Source organism: Burkholderia sp. Tr-862 (assembly GCF_011753085.1).
Taxonomy (GTDB): domain Bacteria; phylum Pseudomonadota; class Gammaproteobacteria; order Burkholderiales; family Burkholderiaceae; genus Burkholderia; species Burkholderia ambifaria.
This window is the reverse complement of sequence record NZ_VWWG01000005.1, coordinates 73,241-87,965: the sequence shown is the minus strand read 5'-3', so window position 1 is coordinate 87,965 and position 14,725 is coordinate 73,241. Positions and strand designations below refer to the sequence as shown.

Sequence of the window (14,725 nt, the reverse complement as noted above, 5' to 3'; positions counted from 1 at the left end):
CGGTTCCTTCGATTTTCGGATGGTTGTGTGGACAACAGGCCCGGTCGCGCCGCGCGGAGACTGCGGCAGCCGGCCGGTCGAAGCAGGACTATCCGCCACCGGCCGCCGTCCAACAATCGAGGATATTTTGCGCGAGCCTAAAGAAAATCTTATGCAACGCATGCACCGGCCACGCCGATGTCAGTCAGGCAACCGGTCGAGGAAGGCCAGCATCGCGGCGTTGAAGCGCGCCGGCCGCTGCAGCGGCGCGAAGTGGCTCACGCCGGGCAGGATCGTCAGCGTCGCGCCCGGAATCGTGCGCGCGAGATATGCCGCATGCTCGGGGCGGATGAACTCGTCGTGCTCGCCCTGCACGATCGCGACCGGCACCGCAATCGCCGCGAGGTCGGCCGCGCTGTAATCCGGTTGCGTGCGCATCATTTCGCTGACGGCCGCGACGAACGCATCGAACTGGTCGGGCGTCGCGGACAGTCGCGCGTAGTCCTTGCGGTGCCGCGCGAAGCAGCGGTCGATCAGCGGGCTCGGCACCATCTCCTTCGTGCCGCCCGAATCCATGTTGCACGCGAAGAAGAACACGCCCGCCGCACGCTGCGGCGCGCGGGCGGCCAGCACGAGCGACACGCACGCGCCGTCGCTCCAGCCGACGAAGCGCGCGCGCCCGATGTGCAGCGCATCGAGTACCGCGAGCACGTCCGAGGCCATGCGTTCGTACGAATAGGGGCGATCGTCGCGCGTGCTGCGGCCGTGGCCGCGGCTGTCGATCACGATCGCGCGGTAGCCGGACGCGAGCAGCGCGGGCACCTGGTTGCCCCAGTTGCCGCCGTGGCCGAGGCCGCCATGCAGCAGCACGACCGGCGGGCCGTGGCCGAACGACGCGTGCCAGATACGCGCGCCGTCGTGGTCCAGCCATCCTTCGGCATCGGCCGCGGGCAGCGGCGTGCCGCCTTGCGCGTCGAAGCGGACGAGGTCGTCGTCGGCGAATTCCGCAGCCATCGTTCTGCCGTCCTGTCGAGGGAGACGAGCTTGCGATTGTAATGCGCGGAGTGACGTGCCGCGACGCGTTGGCGTGCTGCCGTGCGGCGCCGTGCCGTCAGGCCTGCGTCGACACCAGGCCGCCGGACGTCGAGCCACCCGACTTCTGGATGGCCTGCGCGAGTTGCGCGATCGCCGTCGACAGCGCACCCGAGATCGTGCTCGCTTCCGCGCTCAGCGTCTGCTGCTCGACCGCGGCGGCCGGATCATCCTTCGCGCGCTGCGCGGCGGCCGCCATTTGCTGCTGCAGTTGCGCGAGTTGCTTCTGCAAGCGCTCGATGAGCTGTTTGAGCTGCGTGACCGCGGGATCGTCGGCCGACGATCCCGACGCGCCCAGCGTCTCGCCCGCGCCGCCGGACGGCGCGGCGCCGCTCGCCGACGTCTTCGTTGCGCCGCCGGTCGGCGATGACGCGGCCGCCGTGGCCGTCGCCGCGGCGCCCGTGCCAGACGAGTTGGCGGCCGCGTTGGTGGTGGCGAGCGGGGTCTGCGCGGCGGAAGAGAGATCGATCTGCATCGTGTCGGTCCGTAATGAGTGTGTGCGACTCGGGTCGGTTGAACAGGGATTCCTTGCAACCGGTTTACGGTATTCGTCGGACAAAACTTTAGTCTCGCCCTCGACGCGGCGCCGACGCGGCCGCGCAGCCGGTGCCGCGCGCCATCTCGTGGGCAGGCTGCCGATGGTCGCGAAGGGGCCAGAATGACCGGCCGTCCACGCTGGTAAAATCGCGCGCTGGCCTGCCGCTGCAGCACACCGGCTGCTTTCGGCAGACTTGCGGGCTGCCCCGCACCGGCGCCCGCCCGATCGGGCGCGACACGCGACGCCGTCCGGCGCCGTCGCTGCGCGAGCCCCGCGCCCGAAGCGACACGACGACGCGACGGCTTCGGCGCACCCCCTTCATCACGCATTTCGAGGAAATTACGATGGCCCGCATCGGCGCCTTCTGCCTGACCACGTGGCTCGCGGCCGCGATTCTCTATTTCGGCCAGCATTCGGTCGCGATGATTGCACTCAGCGGCGTGGTCGTGTTCGGCGGGTTCGATCTGCTGCGTCCGTAGCAGAGCGCTGGTTCATCGCAGGCGCGACCGGCCCGTCACGAGCGCCGGCGCCGCCCCTCGCACACCCTCAGGCCGCCCCATCCGCATCGTCGACGGCGAACCGCGGCCGGCTCACCGGCGCCGCACGTCAGCGCGGCAACGTTCGCAACGACGAAGGCCCGCCCGACAGCGCGATGCGCTTGCCTGTGTCGCGCAGTTGGCCGCCTTCCACCGCATACAGCGCGAGCTGCCGCTCGACATTGAACTGCACGATCACGTGCCGGCTGTCGGCGGTGAATGCGATGCCCTGCGCGGCTTCGCCGCCCGGCACTTCACCCGTCTGCACCGCGCGGCCGTTGCGGATCTCGAACAGCACGACCTTGCCGAGCTTGTGGCGGCCCGGGTTGTCGGGCGTGAGGTTCGAGCCGTCCATCGCCTGCACGGCGATCCACTTGCCGTTCGGCGAGATCGCGACGCCTTCCGGCAGCGACGGTACATTCAGGTACTGGACCGTGCGGAACGGCGTGCGCGACACGTCGATCAGCGCGACCGAATCGGCATCGCCCGCGAGCGTGCCCGTATAGCCCGGCAGCCCCGCGAGCCCGACATTGCTGACGACGGCCCAGTGATTGTCGCTCGACACGTCGATCGTGTAAGGCGCGACGCCCGTGCTCAACCGCGCGCCGCTGTCGGTCACCTTGCCGTCGTCGACGTTCAGCACCGCGATGCCCTGCTCGTCGCGCAGCGACACGAGTGCATGCTTGCCGTCGTGCGTGAAGCTGATCCCGGCGAGCCGCTTCTTGCCGATCTTCAGGTTGCCGTCGAGCGTCACCTGCGTGCCATCGATCCGCAGGATCGATACGCTGCCGTCGACGTTCGCCACCAGCGCGAGGCGACCCGACCGGTCGATCGCGATCCCCTGCGGGTGCGTGCCGAGTTCGATGCGCGTGATCGCCGCCGGCGACGCATCGAGATTCACGACCTGCAGGAACGTGTCGTACACGAGCTGCTTCGCGCCCGGGTCGTAACGCGTCGGCGCGCCGACCAGCGCGAGTTTCGCATCGGGCGTGATCGCGACGGCCTGCGGCGGCCCCTGGATGCCGTTCTCGACGTCGACCTGAAGCGCGACCTTCGGCGGGAACACGCTCGCATCGAGCAGCGTCAGCGTGTCGGCGGGCGGCGATGCGAGAAAGGTGTCGCGCCCTTCGACGCGCTGGTACTTGCCGTCGTTGCCGGACACGATCCAGTCGGCCGCGTGCGCGGCGACGGCGGTGGTGGCAAGCGTCAGCGCGGCGAGCAGACGGGCGCGACGAAGGCGAAAAGGATTCGAATGCATGACGGACGGTTCTCCGGATCGGTTGCGGACGCAAGGAATCGCACGACCCCGCTGCTCGACGGGTCGATGCCATCGCATCATGCACTAAAGCGCGCGAAATCGGCGTTTTGCGCCAGCCGCGGACAATCCGCCCAAGCACGGATGCGTTCTGCATCGATCGCGACCGATCGCAATGCCCACACCGCGCATCCGACGCACGCTCGGCTCACGCATCCGGCAGCAGTTCGAAACGCAACCCGGCATGCCGCTCGAGACGTTCGATGAAGCGCGCGTCGAACATCGTCGCGGGCGTCCAGAAACCGCCGCCGCGCCCGGTCTTCGCGCCGTCGCGGGTGCAATCCAGCGCGAGGCTGAGCGCCGCCTGACCGAGCATCTTGCCGGTCGAGCCGTAACCGGGATCGCGATCGCCGGTGACTTTCACGCGCAGCGTCCGTCCGTCGTCGGCGCGCCCGAAGAAGCGCAGATCGTAGCGGCCGGCCAGCTGCGCCGCGACGCTCGGCCCCTCGCCGGGCTTCGGCAGCAGGAAGCGCTCCATCAGGCCGCGCACCGGGGGGATGAGCACGCCCGCCATGAACGCGCCGAGGCCGGCCACCATCGTCAGCGCGGCGAGGCGGCCCTTCAGGCCCGTGCCCGTGATGACCGCCTCGTCATAGGCGAACCGGCTGCCGTATGCGTCGTCCGCGAGCGCGTTCGAGCGATGCACGACGCGCTCGTTGACGGCCGCCATCACGAACGGCGCGATCCACGTGCCGCCGTCGCGATCGAATTCCGCCGAGCGGACCGCGTGCTGCCGCACCGTAAAACGATGATCCGCCGGGCACAGCGCATACGGATCGAGCAGTTCGCGGCGCAACGCCGGATCGGCCGCGGCTTCGCGCACGACGTTGATCACGCTCGCGACCGTTCCGCCCGACGCGCCGCCCTTCAGCGTCTTCACGCGCATCTTCACCTGCGTGGCCGGCACGCCCCACTGCCGCCGTGCGTGCTGCTGCAGGAACAGCACGCCGATATCCGACGGCACCGAATCGAAACCGCAGCAATGCACGATGCGCGCGCCCGATTGCCGGGCTGCCGGCTCGTACCGTTCGATCATCCGCTTGATCCACTGCGTCTCGCCGGTGAGATCGCAGTAGTCCGTGCCGGTTTTCGCGCAGATCCGGACCAGCGGTTCGCCATACAGCGCGTACGGACCGACGGTCGACACGACGACGCGCGTGCGCGCGCACAACGCCTGCAATTGCGTGTCATCAGCCGCATCGGCGACGATGATCGGCAGCGTCTGCCCGGCGGCGCCGAGTGCATCCCTGACGTGCCGGAGCTTCGCTTCGGAGCGGCCGGCAATCGCCCAGCGCAGCGTTTCGCCGCTGCCCGACAGGTATTCGGACAGGTAGCGCGTCAGGATCTGCCCGACGAAGCTGGTGGCGCCGAATACGACGAGATCGAAATCATGGGTCGGCTGGGTCATCGACGCTTCCTCTGAAAGGGGTGGGCTAACGGCAGCCGGGCTCATCGAACACATTCAATGGCGTCGGCAGGTTCAGCACGAGCTGCGCATCCTTGACCACGTCGAACCGCACGATGGTGGACACGCCCAGCCCGTCGAGCAGCTGGCTCAGCGGGCCGCCGTGCCGCACCAGTTCGACGCCGCGCGGCAACACACGCTGCGCGAACGATAGCGTATTGGTCTGCACCGAACTCTGGTGCCATACGCCGTCGACGAGATTGATCATGATATTCGTGCCCATGCGCGACTGGGAAGGCACATCGGTCAGCGCCGGGGTCGGCGCGTTCAGCGTCAGGTCGGGCCGACCGTCGGGCCCGGCAATTCGCGCGCTGACGCGCGCGCCGATGCTCATGTCGATATCGGCGAGCCATTTGGGCAGCTGATAGCCGTGCACGCCGCGCACCCGCGCGATTTCCGTCGTGACGGGCAGCGCCAGCACGTGCGCGAAGAAGCTGCGGCGCCGCATCGCGTCAAGGAGTTCGAGCGCGTGCGAGCCGCGCGCGCCCGGCCGGCGAATCACCACCGCGACGGACACCTCGTCATACGGATCGTTGTCGCAGACCGAATACGAAAAGAACGTCAGCGCGACCAGGCCGTAGCCGGGAACCGCCCGCAGCGGTTCGAGCGGCACCGGCAGCATGGTGCGCAGGCGTTCGAGCGGCGCGAGAAACAGCAGCTGGATGCTGCTGGAACGATAGTAGAAATTCGGCGCCCAGGTCGGCCCCACGCGCGACGCGACCTGACGCTTCGGAATCCGACGGAAAAAATCGATGTTGCCCGCGGCGGGATCGCGGGCCACCTCGTCGAGATCCGGATTCATCCGGAACCGGTCGTAGTACCCGCCTTCGGGCACGTCGACCGTGTGCGGCCCGAATTCGACCTGTGTAAAGCGCCTGTCCATGTGTGTTGCCTCTCGTCGAAGATGGGTCGTGGCAGGCAACCTTCGCGGCTTGCCGGTTCCTGCCGTCAACAGGCACTCTAAGATTCAACCCGACTTCAAGGTCAAGGCCCCGACTCGTTCATGGACACACTATCGAAGCGGGCGCGCCCTGCCGCATGACCCGTTGTTCCCCGGCCATCGGCACATCTCGCGGAGCAATCGCACAACGACGCATGCTTCAGGCCCAGTGCGACTTGAACTCCCGCGCATACTGCTCGAAACGAATGGGCGCCTTCCCCGTGATACGCCGCACCTCGTCCGTGATGTGCGCGGCATGACCGGCCTTGAATTCCTGCAGGAGGACCAGAAGCAGTTCCGTGTAGTCCGCCGACAGGCCCGCGTTCAGCAGCCCATCACGCATCTCGTCTTCGGCGATATCGGTATAGGCGATCGTGCGCCCCGTCACCTTCGAGAGAATCGCGGCCACCTGCGCATGATCCAGGGCCTCGGCACCGGTCAGGTCGTGCGCCGTGTTCAAGAAGTCGTCGCTACTCAGCAACCGGGCAGCCACCGCCGCGACATCGCGCGTGTCGATAAAGCTTCCCTTCGCGGTTCCCGCGGGCACGAAGATCCGGCCTTCGGTCTGGATGCCATGCAAACTGACCTCCGAGCGTTGCCAGCAGGAGTGAGCGCTCGAGCGGATGCACAGGCCTCTATCCGCTGCGTATGACCCGGCCGCGAGGATCATCGGGAATCTCGGGAGCCGGGTCGCGTAACGATGACCGTGCGTTCGGCCGACCGCCGCCCATCGTCATTCGAGTTCGACGCCCTTGAGCTCCGGGATCAGGAACAGCGTCGCGACCATGTCGAGCACGTAGAGGCCGGCGAGCAGCGCGATCGCCGTCTGGAACGAGTAGCGCGCGGCCAGCGCGCCGACCGCCACCGGCCCGAAGCCGCCGACCGCGCGGCCGATATTCCACAGCACGTTCTGCGCGGTCGCGCGCGCGGCGGTCGGATAGCCCTCGGACATCAGCGTCCCGTAGCCGCCAACCATCCCGTTGACGAACATCCCCATCAGCGCGCCGGCCCATAGCATCGCCGTCGGGTCCGACAGCCGCGCATACGCGACGACCGTCACGACCGAGCCGAGCTGGTACAGCAGGAACGTCGGCTTGCGGCCAAACCGATCGGCGAGTTGTCCGAACGTCCAGACGCCGATCATCATCCCGACGACGGTCGCCGCCGTCCACAGCCCCGACTTCGTCAGCGAAAAGCCCATCTGTTTCGACAGGAAGGTCGGCAGCCAGATCATGATCCCGTAGTAGCCGAAGTTCTGGACCGAGCACAGGATCACGATGCCGAGACTCGTGCGCGCGGTGCGGGCGTCGGCGACGAGCATCCGGAACGCATTGGCGCGCGGCTGCGTCGCGCGCTGCACGAAGACTTCCGGCTCGTGCAGCCGGTTGCGCAGCACCCATGCGAGCAGCGCGGGCAGCACGCCGACCACGAACATCCCGCGCCAGCCGATATGGAGCAGCAGCAGCGGCGTCAGCAGCGCGGCCAGCAGCACGCCGGCCTGCCAGCCGAGCGCGACGTAGCACGACACGCGCGCCCGCTTGCTCGCCGGCCATGCTTCGGCCGCGAGCGCCATGCCGATCCCGAACTCGCCGCCGAGGCCGATGCCCGCGATGGTCCGGTAGACGAGCAGATCGTGGAAGCCTTGCGCGAACGCGCACAGGCCGGTGAAGACCGCGAACAGCATGATCGTCCAGGTCAGCACCCGCACGCGGCCGTAGCGGTCGCTCAGGGCACCGAACAGAATGCCGCCCGCGACGGCGCCGATCAGCGTCCACGTGACAAGCGCGCCGCCCTGCCCGGGTGTGAGCTGCAGCGCCGCCGTGATCGCGGGCAGCATGAAGCCGAGGATCAGCAGGTCGAAGCCGTCCATTGCGTAGCCGATCGCCGAGCCGGCCAGCGCCTTCCACGCGTACGACCCGACCTGCTCCGCGCGCGCCGCCGCCGGATCGCCGAGCGCCGAAGATTTCATGTTTGCCGCCATGGTGTCCTGCCGGAAATGTCCGGGCGGCATTCTAAAGCCTGTTCCCGGGCAGGACGTGCCGGCCTACGTGCGCACGCAGAAAGCGCCGCGCGCGCCCGCTTCCGGGTGCGGAAACGGGCGGCGGCGGTAATGAATTTGAAAGATATCGGAGCCGGAGATCCCGCAATCAGGCGGGACACCGAAGAAACGGGATGAAGCGGGTGTGGCGCGGCCGGCGTCACCGCCGGCGCGGGTCGAACGGCACCTCGGCGGTGCCGGTGCGGCATCAGCCCTGATCGTCCCCGGGCCACCAGGTCCTGGCCTCGCGGTCGACGAGCAGCGTGTCGAGATCCTTGCCTTCGAGCCATTTGGGTCGCGGGCCGCGGCCCGACCATGAACGGCCGGTCGTCGGATCGTAATACTTGGCAGGCGCCTTGCGTTTTCGCTGGACGATGTAGCCGAGGGCGCTCAGCACTTCCTGCTGCGTGATGCCCAACAACTCGACCTGCTCCTTGAATGCCGCGAGTGCGGCTTGCTTCTCCTTCTGCTTGGCGTCCGACAACTTGATGTTCAGGTCCCGAAGTTGTGCTTCGAGTTCCTGCAGGGCCTGGGTCATGTATTCATCCTCTTTGGGTATGTTTTTATTCAAAAAACCTCCGATGGCCGAACCTATCACGAAGTTCCGCCAATCTGTGTTGCGATGTGTGAATTCGCCCGGACCTGCAAGGCTTTCGCAGTATGCCGCAGGCAACGCGATCGTCGAAAGCCGCATGGCATAGGCACGCAACACGGGGCGCGTCGCGTTCGAACGCGCGGCGCGCCGTCTCGGTGGCGACCTCCTCGCCACCGGGCGCCGCACCCTTGCACGGGCGCGGCATGGCGCGAATGATAGCAGTGCACATCCCTCGTGTTTGAGGACTTTTGCGGGCCGGCGCACCCCGGGCTTCGCCGGCCCGCGAGCGTCGACGCCGGCGCGGCGATTTACGCGCCGAAGCTGCACCCGTCCCACGCGATCCGTGCGAACAGCGCATGCAGCTTCGCGCCGCGCGCGGCGTTCAGCGCGCGTGCATGGGCGACGCGTCCGCCCAGGTATGCACGGAAATCCGGGTGCGCGGCACGATTCTGCGACGCCGGTCCGTGGCGGATGCAGTTGGTCAGGATGGCCTTCAGGACATCGAACTCGTCGCGCGCGAGATTCGGATGACGATTGACGACCACGCCGGCCAGTTGCTGCCGCACGCCGCGCCGCATCACGCGCGTCTTGCGCAACTGCAGCGCGAAGCCCTCCTCGAGCGCGATCGCGGCGACCCGCGCCTGCAGCCGCCCGGCCTCGCGGGCAAGGGCGCCGCCGCCCGAGAATGCGAGATCGTCCGCATAGCGCGTGTAGGTGGCGTCGAGTGAGCGCGCGAGCGCGGCGAGCCGCATGTCGAGGCGGAACGCGCACAGGTTCGCCAGCGCCGGCGAGGTCGGCGCGCCCTGCGGCAGGTGGCGGTTGCGGTAGCGCTGGCGGCCGGTCCAGTCGAACCGGTCGCGCAGGTCGGGCTCGAGCAGCCGCGCCGACGGCACGCGGTTGGTGCACAGCGCGGTGAGCGTGCGCGCGACTTCCGCCGGATAGCCGAGCGTCACGAACAACGCATGAACCCGCGCCGCGCGCACCGACACGAAGAAATCCGCGAGATCGAAGCGGACGACGACGTCGCGATCCGCATGCGGCGCCGCGAACGACACGATCCCGCGTCCCTTGCGAAAGCCGTGCGCCGCGTCGTGCGGCGGGATGCGATCGAGCAGCCCGTGCAGGATGCGGCGCTGCGCTTCACGCAACCGGCCCTTCGGGATCTCGATCAGGCGGCAGCCGCCGCGACGCTTGTCGTAGCCCGTGTACGTGTAGTGATGCAGCGGCGAGTCGCTGCCGCGCGCGTCGACGCGCCAGCGCTCGGACAGCCAGTCGAGCTCGGGCGCACTCACGCAGAGCCAGCGTGCCAGGTCGCCGCACGTCGGCCATTGCGGCACGTCGGCGCCGGCGAGCCGCGCCGGCAATGGCCGCTGCACCGGCGGCCGGCGCACGATGCGCATCACGACCGGCCGATCACGGCCGTACCACGCGATCATGAACGCCGACGTATCGGCCAGCGCGCTGGCGAGCAGATCGGTATCGACGTCGGCCCAGTGCGTGCCGAAGTGCGCGATCGCGTGATCCACGAGCTCATGCGACCACGACGGTGCGGCGCCGAGCACGGTCGCGATGCGCTCGAGCATGCCGCCACGTTCGGGTGGGCCGGCCAGCATCGCTTCGGCAATCATGCGGGCTGTATCGAACCGGGATGCGTGCATGGCAAGGAATGGGCGGGACGATGAGTCAACGTGACAGGTGCTGCGAGAGCCGTCGTTGCGCAACGCGCAACCTGCGCTCTTGCGACGCATCGGGTTGTCGATCTCATCCACGGGGTAGCCCCGTGGTCCTGGAACATCGGCTGCCTGTTCCGGGGGTATGCTTGACCCACCGCCCCGCGACGCGACTTTAATGGCCGCGCGCGCGGGGTGTCAAATGGCGGGTCGCGCGGCGCTCATGCCCGTCGCGCGAAAAACTCGCCGAACGGTATCGGCGGCACGCGGACGCCGGCCATGTCGTTCAGCATCGTCGCGCAGGTCGCGTGCGCGATCGAGTCCGGTACGAAGACGTGTCGGCGTGGGCCCGCTCTGGCTCTAGTGCGTTGTTCGAATGCGTCAGCGCATCGGCGAGCCTGACGCGCCGTATTTACGGCAGCGGCGGCGCGTCGCGCAACACGGTTTGCAGCCCGGTCGCGAACGGCGTCGCATGCTCGATCCCGAGTGCGCGCACACGCGCCGCATCCAGATGGCAATCGTACGGACGCGGCGTCGCATCGGCCGGCGTGTCGATTCGCGCGAGCGCTGCGTCGATGCCGAGCGCGGCCGCGATCCGCTGCGCGATGTCGTACTTCGTCATCGGCTCCTCGCCCGACCAATGCCGGATGCCGGTGACGGGCGAACCCGCGAGATGGCGCAGCGTCAGGTCGCGGATGACCGCCGCGACGTCGGGCGTGTAGGTCGGATAGCGGATCGCCCACGCGTCCATGCCGACCGGGTCCGCGCCCGGTCGTGCGGACGCGACGATCGCCGGCACGAGGCTCGTGACGGCCGACTCGCGCCAGTCGACGATCGGACCGTAGAGCAACGGCAGGCGCAGCACGCAGGCAAGCGGCGACGCGGCAAGCAACGCGGCCTCGCCTTCCAGCTTGGTGCGGCCGTAGATGTTCAGCGGGTTCGGCGCGGCGTCTTCGCGGTACGGCGCGGCCTTGCCATCGAACACGTAGTCGGTGGAAATGCCGAGCGTCCACGCGCCGTAGCGCGCGGCGAGTGCGCCGATGCGGGCCGGCGCGTCGACGTTGATCGCGCGTGCGGCCGCGGGGTCGCGTTCGCAGACGTCCGGGCGCCGCTCGGCGGCGCAGATGATCACGGCGGCCGGTCGCCGGGTGTCGAACAGGTGTTCAAGCGCCGGCTGATCGAGGACGTCGAGCCGCGCGACGTTGTCCGGCGGCAACGCGAGGCGGCGTGCGCCCGCGGTGTCCGGGTTCCGGACGGTGGCGACCTGCGTCAGCGACGATTCGCGGGACAGCGAAGCGGCGACCGCACGGCCGAGCAGGCCGGACGCGCCGATGAGAAGGATGGTCAGGTGCGACACGGTAGCCAACGACGAAAGGGGATGAGGGGCCCCAATCTATACGAGAACCGGCAACCGATGTCGATTTCGGTCGCACATCGACGACGTGCGCATGATGAAACAAGGCCCGGTGCGCGATTGCGCGCACCGGGCCCGTCGTGTGGAACAAAGTCTCGCGCTCGCTTACTTCCGGTCGAACGAATACCGCCCCGGCCCGCTGACCGCGAGCAACAGCAGCCCGCCGATGATGCTGATGTTCTTGTAGAAGTTGATCATCGCGAGGTACTGGTCCATGCCCTGCAGTGCCCAGTAGCGATGCCCGATCAACGCGGTCGCGAGCGTATAGACCGCGAACACCAGCGCGAGCGGACGCGTGTAGAACCCGACCGCGATCAGCGCGCCGCCGACCAGCTCGACCGCCACCGCGATCACGGCCGACAGCTCGGGCGACGGCGCCCCCGTCGACGCCATGTACGCGACCGTGCCCGAGAAGCCGTTCAGCTTCTGCCAGCCGAACAGCACGAACAGGATCATCATCAGCACGCGACCCGCCAGCAGCAGTTCGTCCTTCTTCGAATCCAGCGAAACGTAACGCATAGCAATCACCTTGAATGGATGGTTTGACGCATTCGGTGCCGACGTCCGCCGCAACGGCGAACCTACGGATCGACAACGAACCCGCCTCGCACGATCGAACCGCGGGCCGGTCGGCCCGCTGCCGAAGAACCCGTCCGGTCCTGCCGTCTTGGCACGCTGCGGATCGGTTCTGGCGAAGCACGGGTGCAGTCTACTGTCTCACCGAAAATCATCAATCCATCGAAACAAGATTCGTTGTCTCGCTTGAGTGGACAATTGTCACGTAACAAACGCGTCACATGCGCCGATCGGGCATCGCAAACGAAACCTAGACTGGAGCAAACAAACCTCTTCTCGCTTTTTTAAGCAAAGAGAATTGTTCCGGTCGGTATCTACGCTCTCAAGGGGTGTCCGGGTGCTGCAAAAGGAAATTCGTGATGCGCTTGAAGCGTGCTACCGGCCGCACTTGCTATGCGACCGATGTGCCGCACGGTTATCCGAAGAGCCGTGGATCGAGCTTGAACGGCGATCCCAGGATGCGAACCCGTGGCTGACCCACGGCGGAGAATGGACGATCACGCCGACGCCCTACGCGGGGCGGGTGGCGCCGAGGCGAGACGAACCGCCCATTCGTTCGAGGTGGCGCTGAAGTTGTCGGAAACGCCGAATATCCGCGCCCTCAAGGGTTCATCGGGCGGGCGGGGCCATGATGTTGGCGTGCACGCTGCAGCGGCAATCCGCGTACAGATCGTGATGTTGAAGCGCAGCGAAGTCGCCCACGATGTCGATCAAGGCGTCACACTGGCAAGGTTCGGGACTCGCGTCAGCGTCGCGGAAACTACCCAATGGCACGCACCTCCGGAATCATCGCTGCCTGACCGCAGTGATTCCCGGCGGAATCGGTGAGTTGCCACACGGTCGCGTGATCGATCCAGAAGCGTGTGCCGGACTTGGTGATGCGTATCCCGCGATATCCCGATACGAAGCCGTCTCGCGCGACTTGCTCGAGAAACGACTGGCGTTCACTTCGTTCCATCGGCTCCGCCGAGAACCGTGAAGGCAGTGCGGTCAGTTCATCCCAGTCATATCCGAAAATGGCCTGCGCGCGCTTGTTGCCGTAGACGAACACGGGATCGACCGCTACACCGTGCGCGAGAATCCCGAAAGGCGCTTCCTCGTACAGCCATGTCGCAGCTTCGGACGTGCCCATCCCGGCAGGAACGAGCGACTTGTCGAGCAGTCGCTGGTAGCTGTCCGCAAGGACGCGGAAGAAATGAACGTCGATGGGCGATGACATTGCAGAAAAGCTCCAGAAAAGGATTTCGAACGCTAATGGTATGACGATTTTGGGCGCGCCATCATATTGCCCGTGCCCCCCACCGTCGCCTGGTCAGAATGCCCTCTGCCGGTGCCGGCGACATGTTTTCGCGGGACAAATTCAATTGCCACTCGGAAAAACCGAATGGACAAGAAAGCCATAAAAAAACAAAAGCTCGATTGACCAACAGACAGCCGACACGCCTGTCGGCCGGCCGTCCGCCGGGATCACATCAGGTCGATCGGAAGCGTCTTGTCGAGATTGTCGTGCCACGCGCGAATGGTCTTCGGCACCGTCTTTTTCCACGCCGGCACGTTCGAGTAGTAGCGCATTCGCACCTGGTCATGCGCATCGAACACGAGCAGCCCGATCCACAGGTCGGTGCCCCGATGCATCACGATCGCGGCGTTCGTCGTCGCGATGCCGCGCACCCAGTACGCCGTCGCGCTGGCGTTCAGGCCGTCGAGATCCTTCTCGTCCGCGCTGGTGTTGATCATGTCGACGAGCGTCTGATAGTCGGCGCCGAGCAGCTTGTGCGCGACCGCGTTCTGCCGCGCGTCGGTCAGCACCTTCAGGGTCACGAGATCTGCCGGCGGACTCGCCTGCGCCTTCGATGCCGTCACGTAGTCACCTGAATACGTGACGCCGGAACCGGCGCCGCAATCGACATCGCTGCCCTGCTGCGCGACCTGCATGCGTGAACCCTTGCGGCTGAAATCGAGCCGGCATCGATCCTGGCGAAACGTGCCGCGGTCGCCGTGCAACTCGATATCGCCGCTGAGTCCGCCGGTATTCGCGCCGTTGTTGCCGCTCAGTTCGAAGTGAAGGCGCGGCGCCGTGCCGGTGAACGTCAGTACACTGCCGAACGACGGGTTGTCGCTGTCGCGATACCACGTCTGCTGCCAGCGGTCGGCTGCAAGCGAAGCGCCGTTCAGGCTCGCGAGCCGCTCGCGATAGCGATCGCCGATGCACGACGCGTCGGTGCCGCAGCGGTCGCGCTGCTTGAGCCATTGCAGCTGCGCAGCCTTCAGCGCGGCCGTATCGCCGCCTTTCGCGAGCGCCTTCTTCCACGCCGCGGCCAGCTGGCCGTCGAGTGACGACAGCCCGGGATCCGCGCAGATCGCCTTCTCGGTCGGAGAAGCGGCTTTCGTGCAGTCGAAGCTGGCCGCGCGCGCGGCAATCGGCGCTATCGTTAGTACTGCCAGGATCATGGCGGATCGCAGGTTCGCGCGCCGCGCATGCCGGCCATGCATCACGGTTTGCCCTCGCTCGGCGGCGCGAGCATTCGATCGGTTTTTCATTGTCATTGGACTCGTCGTGGATCGCA

Annotated in this window: 14 protein-coding genes; 1 reads left to right on the top strand and 13 read right to left on the bottom strand. The window is 67.2% G+C overall.

What is annotated here, in order from left to right; translation table 11 throughout:
* Window positions 1-180: 180 nt before the first annotated feature.
* The gene (locus F3J14_RS03150) at window positions 181-993 is read right to left on the bottom strand and encodes an alpha/beta hydrolase (protein ID WP_166721731.1); all 813 of its coding nucleotides are present in this window, start codon (window positions 991-993) and stop codon (window positions 181-183) included.
* A 97-nt stretch (window positions 994-1,090) separates the two neighbouring features.
* Window positions 1,091-1,546, bottom strand: coding sequence for a hypothetical protein (locus F3J14_RS03145; protein WP_166721730.1), 456 nt, complete (start codon window positions 1,544-1,546; stop codon window positions 1,091-1,093).
* Window positions 1,547-1,953: 407 nt separating this feature from the next.
* Here F3J14_RS03145 and F3J14_RS36060 point away from each other — a divergent pair, with 407 nt between their 5' ends.
* Window positions 1,954-2,088: a hypothetical protein gene (locus tag F3J14_RS36060; protein WP_006750603.1), complete on the top strand. Its 135-nt coding sequence runs from the start codon at window positions 1,954-1,956 to the stop codon at window positions 2,086-2,088.
* A 127-nt stretch (window positions 2,089-2,215) separates the two neighbouring features.
* Here F3J14_RS36060 and F3J14_RS03140 read toward each other — a convergent pair whose 3' ends face one another.
* The 11 genes from F3J14_RS03140 to F3J14_RS03090 all read right to left on the bottom strand — a co-directional run bounded on the left by F3J14_RS03140 (window position 2,216) and on the right by F3J14_RS03090 (window position 14,651).
* Window positions 2,216-3,403 (bottom strand): beta-propeller fold lactonase family protein, encoded by a 1,188-nt coding sequence (locus F3J14_RS03140; RefSeq protein ID WP_166721729.1) that lies wholly within the window; start codon window positions 3,401-3,403, stop codon window positions 2,216-2,218.
* Window positions 3,404-3,608: 205 nt separating this feature from the next.
* Window positions 3,609-4,868, bottom strand: a complete 1,260-nt coding sequence (locus F3J14_RS03135; protein ID WP_166721728.1) for a saccharopine dehydrogenase NADP-binding domain-containing protein — start codon at window positions 4,866-4,868, stop codon at window positions 3,609-3,611.
* Window positions 4,869-4,893: 25 nt separating this feature from the next.
* Complete coding sequence (locus F3J14_RS03130) at window positions 4,894-5,808, bottom strand: acetoacetate decarboxylase family protein (protein WP_166721727.1); 915 nt, start codon at window positions 5,806-5,808, stop codon at window positions 4,894-4,896.
* A 217-nt stretch (window positions 5,809-6,025) separates the two neighbouring features.
* Complete coding sequence (locus tag F3J14_RS03125; protein ID WP_166721726.1) at window positions 6,026-6,445, bottom strand: hypothetical protein; 420 nt, start codon at window positions 6,443-6,445, stop codon at window positions 6,026-6,028.
* 153 nt (window positions 6,446-6,598) lie between these two features.
* Window positions 6,599-7,846, bottom strand: coding sequence for an MFS transporter (locus F3J14_RS03120; RefSeq protein WP_166721725.1), 1,248 nt, complete (start codon window positions 7,844-7,846; stop codon window positions 6,599-6,601).
* A gap of 265 nt (window positions 7,847-8,111) precedes the next feature.
* Window positions 8,112-8,441 (bottom strand): H-NS histone family protein, encoded by a 330-nt coding sequence (locus F3J14_RS03115; RefSeq protein WP_006750598.1) that lies wholly within the window; start codon window positions 8,439-8,441, stop codon window positions 8,112-8,114.
* Between the two features lie 365 nt (window positions 8,442-8,806).
* On the bottom strand, window positions 8,807-10,156 hold the full coding sequence (locus tag F3J14_RS03110) for a reverse transcriptase family protein (protein ID WP_166721724.1): 1,350 nt from the start codon (window positions 10,154-10,156) through the stop codon (window positions 8,807-8,809).
* A gap of 424 nt (window positions 10,157-10,580) precedes the next feature.
* A complete protein-coding gene (locus F3J14_RS03105) occupies window positions 10,581-11,525 on the bottom strand; it encodes an SDR family oxidoreductase (protein WP_166721723.1) in 945 nt (314 codons plus the stop codon).
* A gap of 162 nt (window positions 11,526-11,687) precedes the next feature.
* Entirely contained in the window at window positions 11,688-12,101 is a 414-nt protein-coding gene (locus F3J14_RS03100) for a DoxX family protein (RefSeq protein ID WP_012372199.1), read from the bottom strand.
* Between the two features lie 817 nt (window positions 12,102-12,918).
* On the bottom strand, window positions 12,919-13,377 hold the full coding sequence (locus F3J14_RS03095) for an MEKHLA domain-containing protein (protein WP_166721722.1): 459 nt from the start codon (window positions 13,375-13,377) through the stop codon (window positions 12,919-12,921).
* A gap of 248 nt (window positions 13,378-13,625) precedes the next feature.
* Entirely contained in the window at window positions 13,626-14,651 is a 1,026-nt protein-coding gene (locus tag F3J14_RS03090; RefSeq protein ID WP_166721762.1) for a lysozyme inhibitor LprI family protein, read from the bottom strand.
* Window positions 14,652-14,725: the final 74 nt, after the last annotated feature.

Excerpts from the sequence above, each read along its gene's own strand:
- F3J14_RS36060 (WP_006750603.1), top strand. The coding sequence starts at position 1,954 with ATGGCCCGCATCGGCGCCTTCTGCCTGACCACGTGGCTCGCGGCCGCG.
- F3J14_RS03150 (WP_166721731.1), bottom strand. The coding sequence starts at position 993 with ATGGCTGCGGAATTCGCCGACGACGACCTCGTCCGCTTCGACGCGCAA.
- F3J14_RS03135 (WP_166721728.1), bottom strand. The coding sequence starts at position 4,868 with ATGACCCAGCCGACCCATGATTTCGATCTCGTCGTATTCGGCGCCACC.
- F3J14_RS03090 (WP_166721762.1), bottom strand. The coding sequence starts at position 14,651 with ATGCATGGCCGGCATGCGCGGCGCGCGAACCTGCGATCCGCCATGATC.
- F3J14_RS03115 (WP_006750598.1), bottom strand. The coding sequence starts at position 8,441 with ATGACCCAGGCCCTGCAGGAACTCGAAGCACAACTTCGGGACCTGAAC.
- F3J14_RS03095 (WP_166721722.1), bottom strand. The coding sequence starts at position 13,377 with ATGTCATCGCCCATCGACGTTCATTTCTTCCGCGTCCTTGCGGACAGC.
- F3J14_RS03110 (WP_166721724.1), bottom strand. The coding sequence starts at position 10,156 with ATGCACGCATCCCGGTTCGATACAGCCCGCATGATTGCCGAAGCGATG.
- F3J14_RS03120 (WP_166721725.1), bottom strand. The coding sequence starts at position 7,846 with ATGGCGGCAAACATGAAATCTTCGGCGCTCGGCGATCCGGCGGCGGCG.
- F3J14_RS03140 (WP_166721729.1), bottom strand. The coding sequence starts at position 3,403 with ATGCATTCGAATCCTTTTCGCCTTCGTCGCGCCCGTCTGCTCGCCGCG.
- F3J14_RS03130 (WP_166721727.1), bottom strand. The coding sequence starts at position 5,808 with ATGGACAGGCGCTTTACACAGGTCGAATTCGGGCCGCACACGGTCGAC.
- F3J14_RS03100 (WP_012372199.1), bottom strand. The coding sequence starts at position 12,101 with ATGCGTTACGTTTCGCTGGATTCGAAGAAGGACGAACTGCTGCTGGCG.
- F3J14_RS03145 (WP_166721730.1), bottom strand. The coding sequence starts at position 1,546 with ATGCAGATCGATCTCTCTTCCGCCGCGCAGACCCCGCTCGCCACCACC.